The organism is Halopelagius longus (assembly GCF_900100875.1).
Taxonomy (GTDB): domain Archaea; phylum Halobacteriota; class Halobacteria; order Halobacteriales; family Haloferacaceae; genus Halopelagius; species Halopelagius longus.
In genome coordinates this window covers 20,516-38,106 of sequence record NZ_FNKQ01000007.1, presented here as the reverse complement: position 1 = coordinate 38,106, position 17,591 = coordinate 20,516, and the positions used below count along the sequence as shown (strand labels likewise).

Sequence of the window (17,591 nt, the reverse complement as noted above, 5' to 3'; positions counted from 1 at the left end):
TTTCGAACACAAACTCCCGGCCCGGACCATCTCTCAAGGCTGACGCGACTGACTAACTCTTCGAAACTACGCATTCTAGCCCCCTGTAGTAGGTGTTGTCTCAACTCCCACGAAATAAGCACTATGGACGCGGCGGGCGTCTACCTGACTATGCCACGACATACTGAGTGGACGGAGCGACAGGAATCGGCGACCGTCACCGTTGATGGACACGACCTCGATGTGGCCTACTACGACGAAGGCGAGGGTAACCCCGTCGTGTTCCTGCACGGGATTCCGACGTGGTCGTTCCTCTGGCGCGATGTCGCACCCACGTTGGAAGACGAACGGCGAGTCATCGTCCCCGACATGGTTGGATACGGAAACTCCTCGATGGAGGATTCCTTCGACCGATCGATCCGCGCACAGGAGCAGATGATCGACGGGTTGCTTGACGAACTTGACATCGAGACCATCTCCTTCGTCGGGCACGACCTCGGGGGCGGTGTCGGCCTCCGCTACGCGTCGCACCGACCGGACGTGGTCGAGGAACTCGTCCTCTCGAACTCGATCGCGTACGACTCGTGGCCGATTCAGACCATCGTCGACCTCGGTCTGCCGTCGAAGATAAACGAAATGAGCGTCGACGACGTTCAAGAGATGCTCGACGATTTGTTCCGACAGACCCTCTTCAGCGACGACCCGAGCGAGGAGTACGTCGAGGGAATGAAAGCGCAGTGGCAGTCCGAAGAGGCGGCGATTTCGCTGAGTCGCAACGCCATTGCGACGAACACCAACCACACGACTGAAATCGACTACGAGAACATCTCCGCCGAGACGCTTCTTCTCTGGGGAACCAACGACGAATTCCAGCCCGTCTCGTACGCAGAACGCCTCAAAGAGGACCTGAGCGACGCCGAACTGGAGGGACTCGACGACGCGAACCACTGGGTGATGCAGGACCGGCCAGACGCTTATCGCGAGGAACTCCGCTCGTTCCTTTAAGGGTAAGACACCGGATCGTCAACCGAACACTGCTTTTCTTCGTTTCCGCAGACGTACGATACGGGATCGACGAGGGGTATCGTGAGGTGACGTTCGGCGAGGCTCCGGACCGCTCGGTGGGTAGTCTACTCGGCGAGGGCCTCAGTAGCGTTGTCGCGCGGTTCGTAGCCGATGGCCTGCATCGTCTCGGTGATGGAGAAGTACCTGTCGTCGTTCCGCGACACCGCGTTCACCGTGGCCGGGCTCTCCGAGAGGTCGGCGAAGGCGGCCTTCCGATGCACGTCTCGGCAGTCGTGGGGGCTGAGCCACGCCGAACGGGCGAATCGGGCCTTTCCAGGTTCCACCTCTTCGCCGGTGTTGGATTCGAGGTCCTCGGCGCTCATGTACCACCCGATTCGGAGGTTGACGACTTCGAGGCCGTGCCGGGCGGCGTAGAACTCCGTCAGTCCCTCGCAGGCGACTTTGCTCACGCCGTAGAACGAGTCCGGGCGCATCGGCGCGTCGCCCCGAACGGTCTCCGCGTCGGTCAGCGTCATGCTCTCGGGGTCGTGTTCGTCGGCGGCGTTGTACATCCCCACGGCGTGGTTCGAACTCGCGAACACCATCCGGTCGACGCCGTTCTCGACCATCGCGTCGAGGACGTTCTTCGTCCCCTCGACGTTGGTCTGCGAGACGGTATCCCACTCCGCGTCTGGCGAGGACGCCCCCGCGAGGTGGACTACGACGTCAACGTTGTCTATCTTCTCTTCCACGTCGTCGGCGTCGGTCACGTCGAGTGGTTCGCTGTCTATCTCCTCGGATTCCGAGTGGGTGAACGGAACGACGGTGTGTTCGTCGCCGAACGCGTCGAGAACTTCCCGTCCCACGTTACCCGACGCGCCTGTGAGTGCGATGCGTGCCATCTCTCCTCTGAACGAGGGTTCGCACGCGAAAAGTCGTTGTGGCCCTCCCCGCCGGGAAATCGGTCCCCTGACGGACCCCGAACGGAGCGTCAGATTCCGGACGCGGAGACGTCGACGATTTCGCGGAACGCGCCCTGAACGACCTCCGAAAGCGCCGGGTGGACGTGGATAGTCTCGGCGATGGTCGTCGCGTCCGCGCCCGCGGCGACGGCGGTGCTCACCTCGTGAATCAGCGACGACGCCTCCGGTCCGACGACGTGGACGCCGAGAACCTCCCCGTCGTCGGCGACGATAGCCTTCGCGAACCCGCCCTTGTTGTCGATTCCGCCGCCTAACGCCTGCTCCTCGTAGGAGTACGTCCCGACGTCGTACTCGGTGTCCTCGTCTATCTCGCCCTCCGTCTTCCCGAGACTCCCCACCTCCGGCGACCCGAATATCGCGTGAGCCATCCCCGGATACGACACCTCCCGTTCGTTGCCTCGGACGGCGTTCTCGACGACGTACTCGGCCTCCTTGTCGCCGGAATGTTTGAACATGTAGTTGCCGGCGATGTCGCCGATGGCCCACACCCCCTCGACGGACGTTCGGAGGTACTCGTCCGTCTCCACGAACCCCTTCTCGTCGGTTTCGATGCCCGCGGCCGAGACGTTCCAGAGGTCCGAGTTCGGTTGCCGTCCGGTCGCCACGAGGAGTTCGTCCCCCGAGACGGTTATCTCCTCGCCGCTCTCGGACTCGGCGATGACGCGCTTCTCCCCGCCGTCTTTGGCTAACTCCGTCACCGTGTATCCCAGACGGAGGTCATGCTCCTTCCGGTACGCCTCGGTGACTTGCTGGGCGATGTCCGTGTCTTCGCGGTTGACGAGCGTCTCGCCGTGGCCGACGATGGTCACGTCGGAACCCATCTGGGTGAAGAAATGGCCCATCTCGACGGCGATGTACCCGCCGCCGACGATTACGAGTCGGTCGGGAAGTTCGTCGACGTCGCCGGTCAACACGTCGGTGCTCGTGAGAAAGTCGACTCGGTCGGTTCCGTCGATGGAGCCGGGAACCATCGGCCGAGAGCCACCGGCCAAGACGATTCGGTCGGCGGAAATCTGCTCGCCGCCGGTTCCGTCGCCGCCACTTACCTCGATCGTGTGCGCGTCGACGAAGCGTCCCTCCGTCTGATAGAACGTGAGGCGGTCGTTCTCGCGGGCGCGTTCGCCCTTCGACTCCGCCAGTTCGGCCATTGTCTCCGCGACGCCGTCCACGACGTCTTCGAACGCGACATCGTCTATTGAGGCATCGACGCCAAACTGCTCGGCGTTTCTGACGGTTTCGGCGACGTTCGCGCTGTGAATCAGCCGCTTCGAGGGGTTACAGCCGCGGTTGAGGCAGGTCCCGCCGAGTCTGTCCCGTTCAACCAACGCGACATCCAGTCCCTCTTCGCTCGCTTCCGACGCGACGATGTTCCCCGTGCCGCCGCCCAGAACAATTAGGTCGTACTCATCCATAATGTTCGTTTATGGATAGTTGCCAGGCCCACTTTTGTATTCGGGCAGAGCAAACGCCAAAGAACGTGTACCGATGACCGAAACAGAATTTACCCCCATCAAGGAGTACGGATTTATCGGAAATTTGGAGACGTGCGCGCTCGTCGCGCCGAACGGGTCAGTCGACTGGTTCCCGTTTCCCCACGTCGAGGGTGCCAGTATCCTCGCGGCGATTCTCGACCCCGAGCGAGGTGGTCGATTCCAGGTCAGTCCGGCCGTCCCGTTCGAAGGGACGCAACAGTACGTCGAGCGAACGAACGTCCTCGAGACGACGTTCGACGCGGCGAACGGAACGGCGACGGTGACCGACTTCTTCCCTCCGGCGGGGAAGGTCGACCACCCGAAGAAGGTTCTCTACCGAAAGGTCACCTGCGCCGAGGGGAGTATCGACCTCGAAGTCGAGTACGAACCGGGGTTCGACTACGGCCGCGCCGACCCCGCGTTCGTTCGGACCGAGAAGGGGATCCGCGCCGAGGGCGAAGACGAACGAACACTTCTAGAGGCGACAACCGACCTCGAGATCGTCGGCAACCGGGTGACCGGGACGCTCGCGGTCGAGGAGGGAGACACGGAGTGGCTGTTGCTCCGTTGCACCGGCGCCGAGGACGCCGACGCGGACCCGGAGGGAGCGCTCGAAGACACAGTCAGTTACTGGGAGGAGTGGGTTGGCACCTGCAGCGATGAAGGGTCGGGCTGCATCTTCGAGGGACCGTGGCACGACCTCGCGGTACGATCGGGACTCGCGCTCAAACTCCTCACACACGAGGAGACGGGGGCCATCGCGGCCGCGCCCACGACGTCACTTCCGGAGGACATCGGCGGCGTCAGAAACTGGGACTACCGATTCAACTGGCTCCGAGACGCCGGATTCACCGTCCAGGCACTATCGAGCCTCGGTAACTCCGAAGGTGCGACCGAGTACTTCGAGTGGTACATGAACCTCTGTCAGGCGGACGAACCGGAGAAGATCCAACCGCTGTACGGACTCCACGGCGAATCGGACCTCGAAGAGACGGAACTCGAACACTTAAACGGGTACCGGAACTCTCGTCCGGTTCGCATCGGAAACGGGGCCGCAGACCAGACACAACTCGACATCTACGGCGAACTGCTCTTAGCGGTCGACGAGGTGCTCGAACTCGGCCGGGAGTTGGACGACGAGGAGTGGGACGCCGTTCACGATATCGTCGAGTACGTCCGCGAAGTGTGGGACGACCCCGACGCCGGTATCTGGGAAGTCCGAGGCCCGGGGAGGCAGTTTGTCTACTCGAAGGTGATGTGTTGGGTCGCGCTCGACCGAGGTATCGACATCGCGACGACCTACGGTTACGAGGCTCCCGTCGACGAGTGGCGGGACGCCCGCGAGACTATCAAGGAGGACGTACTCGAGAATGGGTACGACGAGGATACCGACGCGTTCGTACAGGCCTATGGCTCGGACGCCCTCGATGCGACCGGTTTGTTGATTCCTATCGTCGGCTTTCTCCCGTTCGACGACGAGCGTGTGCAGAACACCATCGATGCGATAGAAGACCGTCTCTTGGAGGGAGACGTTCTCGTAAAGCGGTACGACGGCGACGACGGACTGCCGGGGGACGAAGGGGCGTTCGTCCTCTGTTCGTGCTGGCTGATCGACGCACTCGCGCTCTCCGGACGCGTCGAGGAGGCCGTCGACCGATTCGAATCCCTCATTGAGTACGTGAGCCCGCTCGGTCTCCTCGCCGAGGAGATAGACGCCGACACCGGCGAACAGCTCGGGAACTTCCCGCAGGCGTTCAGCCACATCGGGCTCGTCAACAGCGCACTCTATTTGGGCCACGTGCAAGGGTACGAGTCGCCGGGGGCAGAGCCGATGGGAATTCGGCTCGGCGACTCCGTCTCTCGTGACGACGGATGACGTTGCCTATCCCGGTGTGGGGGCTCAGAACTTCGGCCTGAGCTGACCTGCTGTTCTATCGCGACTATGACGGCGAGTGGTGGGCCGTTTCGGGAGGGTGTACGTACAGCGGTTGCACACCGAAGTGGAGCGGTGCCGGCGAGAGAGTTGGAACTGTCCCTGCGACGGGTTCCGGTACACCATCGATGGGACCGTCATCGACGCCCCAGCACAAGAGGGCTTCCAACAACAACGCCTCTCGGTGATGCGTCGGTATCCGACTCCTCCACTACGAATCTAACCGAATACGGATCGAACCGTCGTTCGTCTCGTTCCGAACGCGTCGCCGTACCGAAGGGCCGCTTCGCCGGAGTCCGAGCGGTCGTGCATCGACTGTCGAAAGCGGCAGTCGTTTATTACGTTCGAGTGACCACGATGGGCATGGAGGAATTCGATTTCTTGGTCATCGGGTCCGGGTCCGGTCTCGACGTGGCGAACGCGGCCGCGAATCAGGGACAGTCCGTCGCCGTCGTCGAACGAGGCGCGCTCGGCGGAACGTGTCTCAACCGGGGCTGCATCCCCTCGAAGATGCTGCTGTACCACGCGGACGTTCTCGAAACGATAGAGCGCGCCGGCGAGTTCCACATCGACGCGGACGTGACGGACGTCGCGTTCTCGGACATCGTTCGGGAAGTCAACGACGACGTCGAGGAGGACTCCGAGTCGATTCGTCGTGGACTCCGATCCTCGTCGCAGCACGAGTTGTTCGAGGGCGAGGCGAAGTTCGTTGACGAACGAACCGTCGAAGTGAGTGGTGGGGAGGACGACGGGGCGCGTCTCCGCGCGGAGACGGTCCTCGTCGCCGCCGGGACCCGTCCGACACTTCCCGACATCGACGGTATCGAGGGCGTGGACTACCTGACGAGCACCGAAGCGCTCCAGTTGGAGGCGCCGCCGGAGCACCTCGTCATCGTCGGCGGCGGGTACATCGCCGCCGAACTCGGGCACTTCTTCGGGACGTTCGGAAGCGATGTGACCATAATCGGGCGGCGACCGAGTCTGCTTCCGGCGGCTGACGAGGACGTCGCGGCGGAGTTTACCGAACGGTACGCCGACCGGTTCACGCTACACACGGGTTACGAGGCGACCGCAGTCTCGGAAACCGACGACGGCGTGACGGTCGAGGCGCGTCCGTTCGCGTACGGCGACGAGGACCCGGACGCTGATCTCGAACCCGTGACCGTGACCGGGGACTCGCTACTCGTCGCGGCCGGACGGCGGCCGAACACCGACACGCTCGACGTCGACGAGGCGGGGATAGAGACCGACGAGAGGGGATTCGTCGAGACGGACGAGTACCTCCGGACCACCGCCGAGGGCGTGTGGGCCCTCGGCGACATCGTCGGGGAGTACCTGTTGAAACACAGCGCGAACCACGAAGCCGCCGCCGTCGCGCGCAACATCTTCGGCGACGAGCTCCAACCGGTCGATTACACCGCGATGCCGTTCGCCGTGTTCGCCTCGCCCGAGGTGGCCGGCGTCGGCGCGCGGGAGGAGGACCTCCGCGCGGCGGACGCGGAGTACGCGACCCGTATCTATCAGTACGACCAGACGGCGCGCGGAAGTGCGATGAAAGCAGATGGATTCGTGAAGGCCATCATCGACTTGGACGGGCAGATACTCGGCTGTCACATAATCGGCCCGGAGGCGTCGAACCTCGTCGAAGAGGTGGTCGTCGCGATGAAGGCGGGGTCAGGTACCGTTCAGGACATCAGACAGTCGGTGCACATCCATCCAGCCCTCTCGGAGGTCGTCCAGCGTGCGTTCTCGGGGCAGTTCACCCGCGGCGACGGCGGTCACTCTCACTCCCATTCTCACTAACGCCCCTGCCCCGCTTTCAGGCGATTTTCTGTCAACGGATTCCACACCGAGAGGACATCACACCGCCGAACCGTTGGGTATGCGCCGCGGACACACTTCCACGGGTCCTATTTAGGGCTATGCTCCCTATGTGAGTGCGTAATGACGAAAGCAGCAGTCATCATCCTCGCAGGTACCGACGGACACAGTAACCTCGGCCGACTCGTGAACGGTCTCGAGACGGCGAAGGAGTTCGCAGACGGCGACGGCGACGAAGTCGAACTCATCTTCGACGGCGCAGGAACGCAGTGGATCCCCGAACTCGAAGATGAGGATAGCGACTACCACGAACTCTATCAGTCGGTTCGTGACGAGGCATCCGCGTGCAAGTACTGTTCCAACGCCTTCGGCGTGAACGACGCGGTCCAAGATGCGGGCGTCGTCCAGATAGACGAGAACGACGGCCACCCGAGCGTCAAATCGCTCGTCGAAGACGGCTACGAAGTCATCACGTTCTAAGGTCGCCGCGTCTCAGTCTTTTTCACGGACCGAGAGGGCGTCAGTCGACGGAGACGAGGACGCACCAAGAAAGGAAGATGCACAGCGTAAGCGTGCGTTTGTACGGCGTTCGGTCGCCTTCGCGTGGCAGGACGATCACGACCGGGACGCGTTCGACGGCTGAGGCTCGACTCATCACCCGTCTTCTCTCTGTCGAAAGCGATGCCGTCGGTGAAGCGAGAGTAACTGGGTAACCGAGCTTTCACTCTCTCCTCAAACACGACGCAGATGTCTGACTTACTGTCACCACTGACCACCTACCATTTCGGTATTCTATTCGAAGTCGAAGATCAGGGCATTACTCGTCGCCTCTCGGCGGACTCGGACTGTTCGTCTCGCTCGGTGAGAGCGTAGAGGCGCTTCCGCGCGTCTTGGATGTAGAACCGGCGTTCGACTAAGTCTTCCTCGCGCAACGTCTCGAGCGCGTATCGAACCGTTCGAGTGGGGAGAAGCGACTCGTCGGCTATCTGGCCCTGTGTGAGTGGGCCCTCGTAGTGGAGCGTGACGAAGACGAGTTTCGCACTCGGCGGCATCTCTCGAAGTTCGTCCGGAGCGTTGTCGACCATCGATACTTACTCTTCCGTGCAGTTCCCCAAGTACTTCGCTCTCGTGCGTGGCGATCACACTACCGCGAAACAGCCTCTGGTGGACCTAAGTTCGAGACGGACGGGGCGTCGGTCGGACTGACTACCGTCGCGTCGGTCGCTCGTTCGGCTCACCCAACCGAGTGAATTTACCGTCGGTATCTGTCCTCTTCCGAATCGACGTGAAGTAGACCGTCACCGTCTTTTCAACCTTTGTCGGACGGTACTGTTCGAGAAGCCGAGGCGAACAAGCATAACAATGTAAAGGTACCGCGCTTGTGCATCGTTATTACCTGCCATAGCTGGCGAACTGTTCGATCGTGGATAACTGAATGGATACCTCTACGTGATTGATTCGGAGACGGAATCGACAAACGTATTCTAATATTTCCTGTCGGGAGTAGCGCCTCCGTTCGCGTGGGTCGTGGGAGGACTACTGGTACCCTTAGTGAGACGATATCCGTGTTTCAGGTAGTCGGACTCCCCAAGCAAGTATTCGTGCTGGTCAGCGCCTTCGTCGTCTCATTTGGCGTGCTCCGACCCGTCAGAGGTCGCTGAAACAGTAATCCGTTTCTGCGCGGAAGATGCACGACGGAGATGGGCTTTTGTCAGTAGCGGTCGAGATATAGCCGAGATGATCGTAGTTCACGCGACGTTCCCGATTGATCCAGACAACCGCGAGCAAGCTCTCGAATTAGCTCGAAAGCTAGCGGAGCACTCCAGAGACGAGGACGGTATCGTCGAGTACCGGGTTACGACCGACATCGACGACCCGAACGTGCTCCGATTCGTCGAACGGTACGAGAACGAGGAGGCGTTCGAAGCGCACGCGGAGACGGACCACTTCCGAGAATTCGAATCAGTGCTGCCCGACCTCTTGACCGGAGAACCGAAAGTAGTCCAGTTCGACGTCGACTCTGCGACGGACGTCGAACTCTGAGGGAGAGTACGGCAGGTAGACTGTAACTTCAGGCGGACAGCGACTCGCCGAGCACCTTTGCCGCGACGAGTACCGGGTCCCAAACGGGGCTGAATGGCGGTGCGTACGCCAGGTCGAGCTGCTCGACCTCCTCGACAGCCAGGGCAGCCTCGAGAGCCGTCGCGACGGTATCGATTCTAACGGCCGCGCGGTCTTCGCCAACAATACTCCCTCCTAGCAGTCTTCCGCTGTCGCGGTCCGCGACGAGCGTGACCGTCGTCTCTTCGTTGCCGGGGTAGTATCCCGACCGAGAACCGGCGGTTATCGTCTCCGCGACCGGGTCGAATCCCACGTCTCGTGCGGCGTCACAGTCGATGATTCCAGTCCGGCCGCATTCGAGATCGAACGCTTTGACGACGGCGGTCCCAGCGACGCTCCCGACCGGCGTCGGATCCCCAGCTATCGTCTTCCCGATTGCGCGACCGGCCCGATTCGCAGTGAGGCCGAGTGGAATCCACGCCGGGTCGCCCGTGACCGCGTGCGGCATCTCCGCGCAGTCGCCCGCGGCGTAGATGCCATCGACCGACGTGCGGCCGTACTCGTCGACTGCTATCGCTCCGCTGTCTCCGAGTTCGACCTCGGTACCCTCTAAGAGTTCGACGTTCGGGCGAATACCGATGCCGACGAGGACGCCGTCGGTTTCGAGTTCGCTCCCGTCGTAACAGACGACCGAGGAGACGTGCCCTTCTTTCCCTCGGAGTTCCTCGACCTCCTCGCCAAGGTGGAGCGTCACGCCGTAGTCTTGGAGGTGCGACGCGACGCGCTCTCCCACGGCCTCACCGAACGGCGTGAGGGGGTGGTCGCCGCGCTGGAACAAGTGGACGTCGAGGTCCCATGCAGAGAACGCCTCGGCCATCTCGACACCGACGTATCCACCGCCGACGATGGTCATCACCTCCGGAGGCTCCATCGCACCGTACCGTGAGACGGCCTCCTCGTGGACGAACTCCCCGCCACCTAGGGAATCGACGGTGAACGTCTCGGGGGTCGAAAGGTACGCACGGACCGTCGCTGCGGAGTCGAGACCGTGCATCGTGAACACTCCATCGAGATCTATCCCAGGGATGGGCGCGGAGGTGGCTCTCCCCCCGGTCGCAACGAGGAGTTCTGCGTACGGTTGTTCGTACGCCGTCCCATCCGCGTCAACGACGGTCACGAGTCGTTTGTCCGTATTTACCGCCGTTACCTCCGCTTCTCGCCTGAGTTCGATGCCGCGGTCTTCGACATCCTCGGGAGACAGTGATAGGAGATCTGTCAAATCGTCCACCGCTCCTTTGACGAAGTACGGTGTGCCGCAGTGTGCGTACGACACCCATCGGCCCTTCTCGAAGACGACGACGTCTCTTTCGGGGGCCTCCCTCCGTAATTTACTCGCCGCACTCAGTCCCGCGGCGTCACCACCGACGACTACGAACGGTTCTGTCATGCGTAGTAACTCTATCGTGTACGGTAGAAAGCTACCCCGGTGACGTGAGGAGAACGCACGACCGCCGTGGTCGCCGTATCTACCTCGTCCGAGAGGGTATCGTCCTCGCCGGTGTGAGGTCGTCACATGAATCGTCCGAGCGGTCGCTCTCTATGTCGACTCGCCCACCACCTGTCGTCGCTTCCTGAGCGAAGCGTTCATCATTACGCTCGTCGGGTGTATCAACAGATCGCTCCAGCTATCTCGTGCATCGTCACCTCCACGAACTTCTTCAGAATCGTGACAGATGATCAGCCACCATCCTTTTTCTCCGCCGTGCCACACGTTTCTGTACCGATGAATGAAGACATTTGTACGGTGTGTGGAGGGGAAACGCACGAGGCCGAGGACAGCAGCATGCAGCACGAAAACAGGCGGTACCGGTTCTGCTCAGACGAGCACAAGGAGGAATTCGAACGGAGTCCGGGACGTTTCGTCTGACTTGATCAGACATGTCCCGAGAGCGCCTCGTAAGCCTCCTTCGCGGCCTCGTCCGGTTTATCGGGGTAGGTGTACAGTTCGAGGGTCGCGAACCCCTCGTAGGCGATATCGTCGAATGCGTCGAAAACTGCCCCGAAATCCAAGTCACCTTCTTCGGGGATGAGATGATAGTGCTTTCCTCGCCGCCCTCCCTCGATGTCCTCTAGGTGGACGCCGGTGATGTGTCCCTCACTGCGGTGAATCGTCTCCGTGAGGTCCTCCCCGTACACGGCAGCGTGACCGATGTCGAGATTAATCCCCAACGAGTCGCGGCCGATATCGTCGATGAGTTCGAGTACTTCGTCGGTACACTCCACAAGGAGTTCGGGTTCGAACTCGATTCCCACCTCAACGCCGCGCGGTTCGGCGTAATCGAGAATCTCGTGTAAGGAGTCTCGGAGATAGTCGTACGCTCGGTCTGGCGGATTACCGGGAAGCGGACGGCCCGTCGCGACGCAAACTGCGGGCGCATCGGTCACTTCTGCGAGGTCTATCGCACGTTTCGTGTACTCAACGCGCCACTCACGCTCTCCGTCGTTAGCCGTGACGATACTCGGGTCGAAGAACGACGACGGCGGTGCGTCGTCATAATACCCCATCGCGGTGTTCGCGTTGACGTTCGACACTTCGAGACCAGTTTCGTCGAGGGCGTCCAACACGGCCGTTCGCTCGTCGTCGTCGAACTCCGGAAAGTACGCGTGAGGCGTATCTCCCAAAAGCTCGACGCCGGCGTACCCATGGTCGGCGATCCGACGTATCGCCTCGGGGAGCGAGTACCGTGTGAACGCATTCGTCGAGAACGCTAATTGCACCATGTGGAGAGACACGACAGCCGTTCGTAAATAAGTTAAAAATTGATAGAGTTATGATATGTCGAACGCACGGGTCAGTCCAGCGGCGGGAATTAAAAACGAGAGCGTACCGAGCGCCCAACCGAGACCCTCCCCCGCGGCAAACGCGGCGTCTAACACGATAAGTGCGAGGACACAAGTCCCGATTGCCGGACCGACGACTTCGGGGCTCGGATTGCGATACGCCCTCTGTAACGCCCGGCCAGTCCATGTGATGAAGGCTCCCGCAAGTAACGTCGAGACGCCGACCAGGATGAGTTCCGTATCGACACTCAGTACGACGACGGGCGGAACCGGCGTGACCATCGCTGCACCCATCGCGGCGACGACGACGGCTCGTCTGTCCGCACCGGTCGCTTCTCGTGCCGCCATATACGTGAACGCTGCCACGTAGAGAGTGACGGTGGGCGGGACCACAAACAGCCACGGCGGGACGGTGACGGACGGCGCCGCATAGAGGTCGATGGCGGACGTACTGGCGAATCCGAGGGTGACGTTGAGTCCGCGAGCCGTACCCATCGCAAGGAACCCCGCGGGTCCACCTTTGAGCGGGCCATCGTACAACACGACGACGAGGGCGACGAGTGCAGCCACGAACCCTGCAGAGAGCCCCGCAGCGACGAAAGCCACGGCGACGCCGCTCACGAGCAACGCAGTTCCCAACGCAAGTGCGGTAGTTCGCGAGACACGGCCCGAAGGGATGGGACGTTCAGGGCGCTCCTCGGCGTCCACTTCGGCGTCGAAGTAGTCGTTCAGGGTCGTCCCGCCCGCATAGAGGAGTACCGATGCGACGGCTGCACCGAGGGCCTCGGTCACCAAAACAGAAGTACCGACCGCAGTTGCGAGGGCGATACCCGCTAATACGTCCGGCGGCGCAGTGAATAGATTCGGTACGCGTACGAGCGCCGCATATCCCGAGAGCGTTCGCCTGAGACCGGGCCGCCCGAGCGCCACCCTCACGTCCACCCGTGCTCGTCGAGGTACTCCATCGCGTCTCGAGCCGTCTCCGCGGCGGTTTCCTCGTACGGATACAGTTCGACGGTCACGAACCCGTCGTAGCCAACGTCTTCGAGCGTCGAGAGGAATCCATCGATATCCATATCTCCTTCGCCCAGCTGCGTGTGCTCGTGGGTCCGGTCAGCGGGGATGTCTTCGAGGTGGTAGTGTTTCGTGTAGTCCGCCAACTTTTCGACCAGCGCAGTCGGGTCCTCGCCAACGCAGAAGAAGTGGCCTGCGTCAAAGTTACATCCGATCCGCGGGGAGTCGATGCGGTCCATGAGTTCGAGGAACTCGTCAGACGTCTCGATGAGCAGATCGGGCTCGGGTTCGACCAACACGTCCACGCCGACCTCCTCGGCCTTGGTCGACACCTCGGTCAGTCCCTTGACGAACGTGTCCGTGGCCCACTCGCGGGAGTGGTCATGGGGGACGGGACCGCCGGGTTCGATGGAGATGTGTTCGGCCCCCAGCGCCGCGGCGGTATCGAGTGCGGCGAGGGTGAACTTGACGCGCCGACGGCGGTAGTCCTCGTCCGGTTCGACGAACGAGGGGTGGTGAAAGTCCTCGATGGCCGTCAGCATGAACGCGTTGCAGTTGCTGATTGCGATCTCACGGTCGTCGAGCGTCTGTACGACCTCTTCGACTTCCTCCTCGTCGGCCTCTGGTGGATACAGGTGCGGCTGATCTAGCAGTATCTCGACACCGTCGTAGCCCGCGTCGGCGAGGACTTCGATGGATTCGGTGAGGCCGTACTTTCGGAACGCGTTGGTTGAGAATCCGAATTGCATGGTCGAAGTAGTACTCAGGGTTCGTAATCGAAGTTGGGCGATTGGTCGAAGAACTCGTAGGGGTTCTCGAAGACAACCTTCCGGACCTCCTCACGGTCCCACCCCCTGTCGAGCATCTTGTCGCGGGCCTTCGGTACGGCGAGCGGATCCGACGGATCCCAGTCCGCCGCGCTGTTGAGAATCATCTTCTCCGTGCCGTACTCTTCGAGGAGGTCGATGGCGGCGTCGTCCTCGATCTTTCCGGGGTACAGCGTGAAGCCGACCCAACAGTCCGTCTGTATCGACGTATCGATGGTGTTCTCGGTGTTGTGGTCGATGATTATCCGCTCTTGGGTGACGTCCTCGTCTTCGATCATATCGACGATCGTCTCCGTGCCTTCCGGTTTGTTCGTGTGAGGCGTGTGGACGATGACCGGAAGCTCCCGTTCTTCGGCCATTCGAAGCTGCCGACGGAAGGCGTCTCGTTCCTCCGGCGTATCTTGGTCGAGGCCTATCTCTCCGACGCCGACTACCGGGTCCCGGTTGAGGTACTCGGGGATTCTCTCCATAATCTCCTCTGCTATCTCCGGGTAGTTCGCCTCCTTCGGTTCGAGGGCTATCGTAACGTAGTGGTCGATGCCGGCGACTCGTTCCGCCCTTTCGGTCTCGTGTTCGATGATCTGCTCGAAGTAGTCGAAGAACGACCCCGCATGCCGTTTGTCGGTCCCGCTCCAGAACGCTGGTTCGATACAGCACTCGATTCCTGCACTTCGTGCCCGCTCGTAGTCGTCCGTCGAGCGAGAAACCATGTGCATGTGAGGGTCAATGACGCGCATGGCGATAATATGCGGAAGAGAGACGTTTAGGTGTAATTGGCCCTCGGTACGAATGTGTTTTTTAATTGTCCGTTCGTAGGGACTAGAAGTACAATCACGGATGGTGATCCTTCCGAGGGTTGATTAGAGTTTCCGTACAGACGGATAGTGTGCGATGAACGCAGTACAACCGATCAGTGTGACTCTCCGGGTACAGTATGAGTAAGACCGGCGTCTGGATCGTCGGCGCTCGCGGTAACGTGGCGACGACGGCTATCGTCGGTGCGCGCGCGATTGCTCACGGCGAAGCCGATACGACGGGGATGGTGACGGCACGAGAGCCCTGCTCACGGTTAGATCTCCCCTCCGTCGAACGGTTGATCTTCGGCGGCCACGACATTCGACGGACGTCCGTCCTCGAAACGGCGCGTACGCTGTCCGAGAACGGCATACCATCGAGAGAGACCGTGGACGCAGTCCGCGAAGACCTCGAAGCGGTCGACGAGCGCATCGAAGTCGGTACGGCGGTCAACTGTGGAAACGCCGTCACCGACCTCGCGGACGAGACGTTGAGAGAGCCGTCGGTCGAGGACGTCGTCGAGCAGATTCGCTCCGACTACCGCTCGTTCGCGCGAGAGAACGACCTCGACAGAATCGTCGTCGTAAACGCCGCTTCGAGCGAACCCCCGCTTTCGAATCCCGAGCGGTACGACACGCTCTCGGCGTTCGAGGGGGCGATGGCAGACGACGACAGCGACCTTCCGGCAAGTTCGCTGTACGCGTACGCCGCACTCGTCGACGGACGTCCCTACGTCAACTTCACTCCCAGTACGGGGAGTGCGCTCGGCGGCCTCGTGGAACTGGCGGACAAAAACGGAGTCCCGCACATGGGCCGCGACGCGAAGACGGGTGAGACGCTCGTCAAGTCGGCGCTCGCACCGATGTTCGCGTCTCGAAACCTGCGCGTCCGTTCGTGGGAGGGGCACAACATTCTCGGGAACGCGGACGGCGAGGTACTCGAAGACGAGGAGAACGAGGCCGGGAAACTCGAAACCAAGGGTGGCGTTCTCGAAGGCATTCTCGACGGTGACTTCCACAACCGCGTCCGTATCGACTACGCGCCGCCGCTAGCGGACTGGAAGACCGCTTGGGACGACATCAGGTTCGACGGGTTCCTCGGGACGCGGATGAAGATGCAGTTCACGTGGGAGGGGTCAGATTCGGCGCTCGCCGCACCGCTCGTACTCGACCTCGTTCGACTCGTCGCGTTCGCGGACGAACGAGGCGAATCCGGACTCCAGCCGCAACTCGCCTCGTTCTTCAAACAACCGCTGGGGGTCGACGAGCACGATCTCTCCCTACAGTTCGACCGCCTCCGAGAGTACGCGAACAGTCACACGGGGGAGTGAGACCGGTGGATCACTCAGACGGTGCCGGTCGGGTGATCGTTCTCGACGTCGTCGGTCTCCGTCCCGAACACGTCCGAACGGAGAAGACCCCTAATCTCGCCGGCCTCCTCGACTCCGTCGCGCCCCTACGCCCGCCGTTCCCTGCGGTAACCGTCCCGGTACAGACCACCCTCGCCGAAGGCTGCGGGCCGAGGGAGCACGGCGACGTCGCGAACGGGCAGTACGACCGCGAACGAGACGAAGTCGCCTTCTGGGAACGCGACCGCGGCGACCGAAACCGTCTCTGGGAGACGGCTCAGGACGCCGGACTGACGACGGGTGCCCTCTTCTTCCAACACCTCATCGGAACGACCGCAGACGTGGCCGTGACGCCGTCGCCGATCGAAGACGAGGACGACAACCTCGTCGAGATGAACTGCTGGACGAACCCCGACGACTTCTACGGCGACCTGCAGGAGGAGTACGGTCACTTCCCTCTCCACAACTACTGGGGACCGATGGCCAACGAGGAGAGCAGCGAGTGGATACTGAACGCCGCCATAGAGGCAGTAGAGCGGTACGACCCCGACATGCTCTGGGTGTACGTGCCTCACCTCGACTACGCCGGACTTCGGAACGGTCCGGGAGACGAACTCGAATCCGAACTCGCGGTGGTCGATGAGCTAGTCGGGGAGTTCCTCGATGCACTACGGACCGACAACCGGTGGGAGGAGACGGTGGTCAACGTCGTGAGCGAATACGGCTTCCATGCGGTCGAGACGCCGGTCTTTCCGAACCGCGCGCTCCGGTCGGCGGGACTGCTCTCGGTGACCGACGACGGAAGCGGGGGGCAAGAAGTGGACCTCGCGAGGTCACGGGCGTTTGCGATGGTCGACCATCAGATAGCGCACGTGTACGTCGACGACGCTCACGTGGAGAAAGCGCGTAGTGCGTTAGCGGAACTCGACGGCGTCGAGCGAGTTCTGGGTGCGGACGGTAAGCGCGAACACCACATCGATCACCCGAACGCCGGCGACGTCGTCCTCGTTGCCGAACGAGACGCGTGGTTTCAGTACTACTGGTGGCACGATCGAGACGAGGCCCCTCGGTACGCGACCGAGATGGACATCCACGCGAAACCGGGGTTCGACCCCTGTGAACTCTTCGTGGGTGAGACGGGACTGGCGTCGCTCGATCCCACGAAAGTCGGTGGGTCTCACGGGAGAGTCGACCCCTCGGCCGGGGGTCTGTACGCCCTCGGAGGACCGTCTGCACCCGAACTTGTCTTAAACGACGAAGTGGACGCACGCGCAGTCGCTCCGACGGTAGCGGACCTCCTCGGGACTCTGGACGAGGTCGAGATGGCGTTCGAAGAGCCGTCGCTTCTCACCGACGGGTGAGCGTCTCTACCGACTTTCTCAAAGGACCTATCGCGCTCACTTGGTTGGGAAGACTCGTTCGATGGGGTCCTCGAACTCCTGTCTATCGTGTTGCGACTCACCCCCTCGGTCTCGAAGTCGGCGAGCCGACCTTTTGGGACCCTCCAGCCGC

15 protein-coding genes are annotated in these 17,591 nt (G+C 61.8%); 7 read left to right on the top strand and 8 right to left on the bottom strand.

All coding sequences use genetic code 11. The features are described 5' to 3' along the window. Positions 1 to 150: 150 nt before the first annotated feature. Positions 151 to 984: an alpha/beta fold hydrolase gene (locus BLS11_RS18550; protein ID WP_245699022.1), complete on the top strand. Its 834-nt coding sequence runs from the start codon at positions 151 to 153 to the stop codon at positions 982 to 984. A 125-nt stretch (positions 985 to 1,109) separates the two neighbouring features. Here BLS11_RS18550 and BLS11_RS18545 read toward each other — a convergent pair whose 3' ends face one another. After that, on the bottom strand, positions 1,110 to 1,886 hold the full coding sequence (locus BLS11_RS18545) for an NAD-dependent epimerase/dehydratase family protein (protein WP_092539297.1): 777 nt from the start codon (positions 1,884 to 1,886) through the stop codon (positions 1,110 to 1,112). A gap of 89 nt (positions 1,887 to 1,975) precedes the next feature. Continuing rightward, the gene (locus BLS11_RS18540) at positions 1,976 to 3,379 is read right to left on the bottom strand and encodes a dihydrolipoyl dehydrogenase family protein (protein WP_092539296.1); all 1,404 of its coding nucleotides are present in this window, start codon (positions 3,377 to 3,379) and stop codon (positions 1,976 to 1,978) included. A gap of 73 nt (positions 3,380 to 3,452) precedes the next feature. On the opposite strand from BLS11_RS18540, the gene BLS11_RS18535 reads away from it, so the two are divergent. The 3 genes from BLS11_RS18535 (at position 3,453) to BLS11_RS18525 (ending at position 7,673) form a co-directional block, all read left to right on the top strand. Further along, the gene (locus tag BLS11_RS18535; RefSeq protein WP_092539295.1) at positions 3,453 to 5,315 is read left to right on the top strand and encodes a glycoside hydrolase family 15 protein; all 1,863 of its coding nucleotides are present in this window, start codon (positions 3,453 to 3,455) and stop codon (positions 5,313 to 5,315) included. 420 nt (positions 5,316 to 5,735) lie between these two features. Then, on the top strand, positions 5,736 to 7,175 hold the full coding sequence (locus tag BLS11_RS18530) for a dihydrolipoyl dehydrogenase (RefSeq protein WP_092539294.1): 1,440 nt from the start codon (positions 5,736 to 5,738) through the stop codon (positions 7,173 to 7,175). A gap of 141 nt (positions 7,176 to 7,316) precedes the next feature. Continuing rightward, the gene (locus BLS11_RS18525; protein WP_092539293.1) at positions 7,317 to 7,673 is read left to right on the top strand and encodes a DsrE family protein; all 357 of its coding nucleotides are present in this window, start codon (positions 7,317 to 7,319) and stop codon (positions 7,671 to 7,673) included. 329 nt (positions 7,674 to 8,002) lie between these two features. On the opposite strand, the gene BLS11_RS18520 is transcribed toward BLS11_RS18525, so the two are convergent. Next, the gene (locus tag BLS11_RS18520) at positions 8,003 to 8,278 is read right to left on the bottom strand and encodes a winged helix-turn-helix domain-containing protein (RefSeq protein ID WP_092539292.1); all 276 of its coding nucleotides are present in this window, start codon (positions 8,276 to 8,278) and stop codon (positions 8,003 to 8,005) included. Positions 8,279 to 8,930: 652 nt separating this feature from the next. On the opposite strand from BLS11_RS18520, the gene BLS11_RS18515 reads away from it, so the two are divergent. Further along, complete coding sequence (locus BLS11_RS18515; protein WP_092539291.1) at positions 8,931 to 9,236, top strand: putative quinol monooxygenase; 306 nt, start codon at positions 8,931 to 8,933, stop codon at positions 9,234 to 9,236. A 28-nt stretch (positions 9,237 to 9,264) separates the two neighbouring features. Here BLS11_RS18515 and BLS11_RS18510 read toward each other — a convergent pair whose 3' ends face one another. The 5 genes from BLS11_RS18510 to BLS11_RS18490 form a co-directional block, all read right to left on the bottom strand. Beyond that, complete coding sequence (locus BLS11_RS18510; RefSeq protein ID WP_092539290.1) at positions 9,265 to 10,701, bottom strand: FAD-dependent oxidoreductase; 1,437 nt, start codon at positions 10,699 to 10,701, stop codon at positions 9,265 to 9,267. Between the two features lie 485 nt (positions 10,702 to 11,186). Then, positions 11,187 to 12,035 carry a sugar phosphate isomerase/epimerase family protein gene (locus tag BLS11_RS18505; RefSeq protein WP_092539289.1) on the bottom strand — a complete coding sequence of 283 codons (849 nt, stop codon included), beginning with the start codon at positions 12,033 to 12,035 and terminating at the stop codon, positions 11,187 to 11,189. A gap of 48 nt (positions 12,036 to 12,083) precedes the next feature. Further along, positions 12,084 to 13,037 carry a UbiA family prenyltransferase gene (locus BLS11_RS18500; RefSeq protein WP_092539288.1) on the bottom strand — a complete coding sequence of 318 codons (954 nt, stop codon included), beginning with the start codon at positions 13,035 to 13,037 and terminating at the stop codon, positions 12,084 to 12,086. Next, complete coding sequence (locus BLS11_RS18495; RefSeq protein ID WP_092539287.1) at positions 13,028 to 13,858, bottom strand: sugar phosphate isomerase/epimerase family protein; 831 nt, start codon at positions 13,856 to 13,858, stop codon at positions 13,028 to 13,030. The genes BLS11_RS18500 and BLS11_RS18495 overlap by 10 nt, the downstream gene beginning before the upstream one ends. A gap of 14 nt (positions 13,859 to 13,872) precedes the next feature. Next, positions 13,873 to 14,673, bottom strand: a complete 801-nt coding sequence (locus BLS11_RS18490; protein WP_092539286.1) for a TatD family hydrolase — start codon at positions 14,671 to 14,673, stop codon at positions 13,873 to 13,875. A gap of 197 nt (positions 14,674 to 14,870) precedes the next feature. On the opposite strand from BLS11_RS18490, the gene BLS11_RS18485 reads away from it, so the two are divergent. Together BLS11_RS18485 and BLS11_RS18480 are read left to right on the top strand one after the other, a co-directional pair. Then, positions 14,871 to 16,061 (top strand): inositol-3-phosphate synthase, encoded by a 1,191-nt coding sequence (locus tag BLS11_RS18485; protein ID WP_092539285.1) that lies wholly within the window; start codon positions 14,871 to 14,873, stop codon positions 16,059 to 16,061. A 5-nt stretch (positions 16,062 to 16,066) separates the two neighbouring features. Then, positions 16,067 to 17,440 carry an alkaline phosphatase family protein gene (locus BLS11_RS18480; protein WP_245699020.1) on the top strand — a complete coding sequence of 458 codons (1,374 nt, stop codon included), beginning with the start codon at positions 16,067 to 16,069 and terminating at the stop codon, positions 17,438 to 17,440. Positions 17,441 to 17,591 lie beyond the last annotated feature (151 nt).

Excerpts from the sequence above, each read along its gene's own strand:
- BLS11_RS18540 (WP_092539296.1), bottom strand. The coding sequence starts at position 3,379 with ATGGATGAGTACGACCTAATTGTTCTGGGCGGCGGCACGGGGAACATC.
- BLS11_RS18505 (WP_092539289.1), bottom strand. The coding sequence starts at position 12,035 with ATGGTGCAATTAGCGTTCTCGACGAATGCGTTCACACGGTACTCGCTC.
- BLS11_RS18530 (WP_092539294.1), top strand. The coding sequence starts at position 5,736 with ATGGAGGAATTCGATTTCTTGGTCATCGGGTCCGGGTCCGGTCTCGAC.
- BLS11_RS18510 (WP_092539290.1), bottom strand. The coding sequence starts at position 10,701 with ATGACAGAACCGTTCGTAGTCGTCGGTGGTGACGCCGCGGGACTGAGT.
- BLS11_RS18515 (WP_092539291.1), top strand. The coding sequence starts at position 8,931 with ATGATCGTAGTTCACGCGACGTTCCCGATTGATCCAGACAACCGCGAG.
- BLS11_RS18545 (WP_092539297.1), bottom strand. The coding sequence starts at position 1,886 with ATGGCACGCATCGCACTCACAGGCGCGTCGGGTAACGTGGGACGGGAA.
- BLS11_RS18520 (WP_092539292.1), bottom strand. The coding sequence starts at position 8,278 with ATGGTCGACAACGCTCCGGACGAACTTCGAGAGATGCCGCCGAGTGCG.
- BLS11_RS18490 (WP_092539286.1), bottom strand. The coding sequence starts at position 14,673 with ATGCGCGTCATTGACCCTCACATGCACATGGTTTCTCGCTCGACGGAC.
- BLS11_RS18535 (WP_092539295.1), top strand. The coding sequence starts at position 3,453 with ATGACCGAAACAGAATTTACCCCCATCAAGGAGTACGGATTTATCGGA.
- BLS11_RS18550 (WP_245699022.1), top strand. The coding sequence starts at position 151 with ATGCCACGACATACTGAGTGGACGGAGCGACAGGAATCGGCGACCGTC.
- BLS11_RS18525 (WP_092539293.1), top strand. The coding sequence starts at position 7,317 with ATGACGAAAGCAGCAGTCATCATCCTCGCAGGTACCGACGGACACAGT.
- BLS11_RS18495 (WP_092539287.1), bottom strand. The coding sequence starts at position 13,858 with ATGCAATTCGGATTCTCAACCAACGCGTTCCGAAAGTACGGCCTCACC.
- BLS11_RS18485 (WP_092539285.1), top strand. The coding sequence starts at position 14,871 with ATGAGTAAGACCGGCGTCTGGATCGTCGGCGCTCGCGGTAACGTGGCG.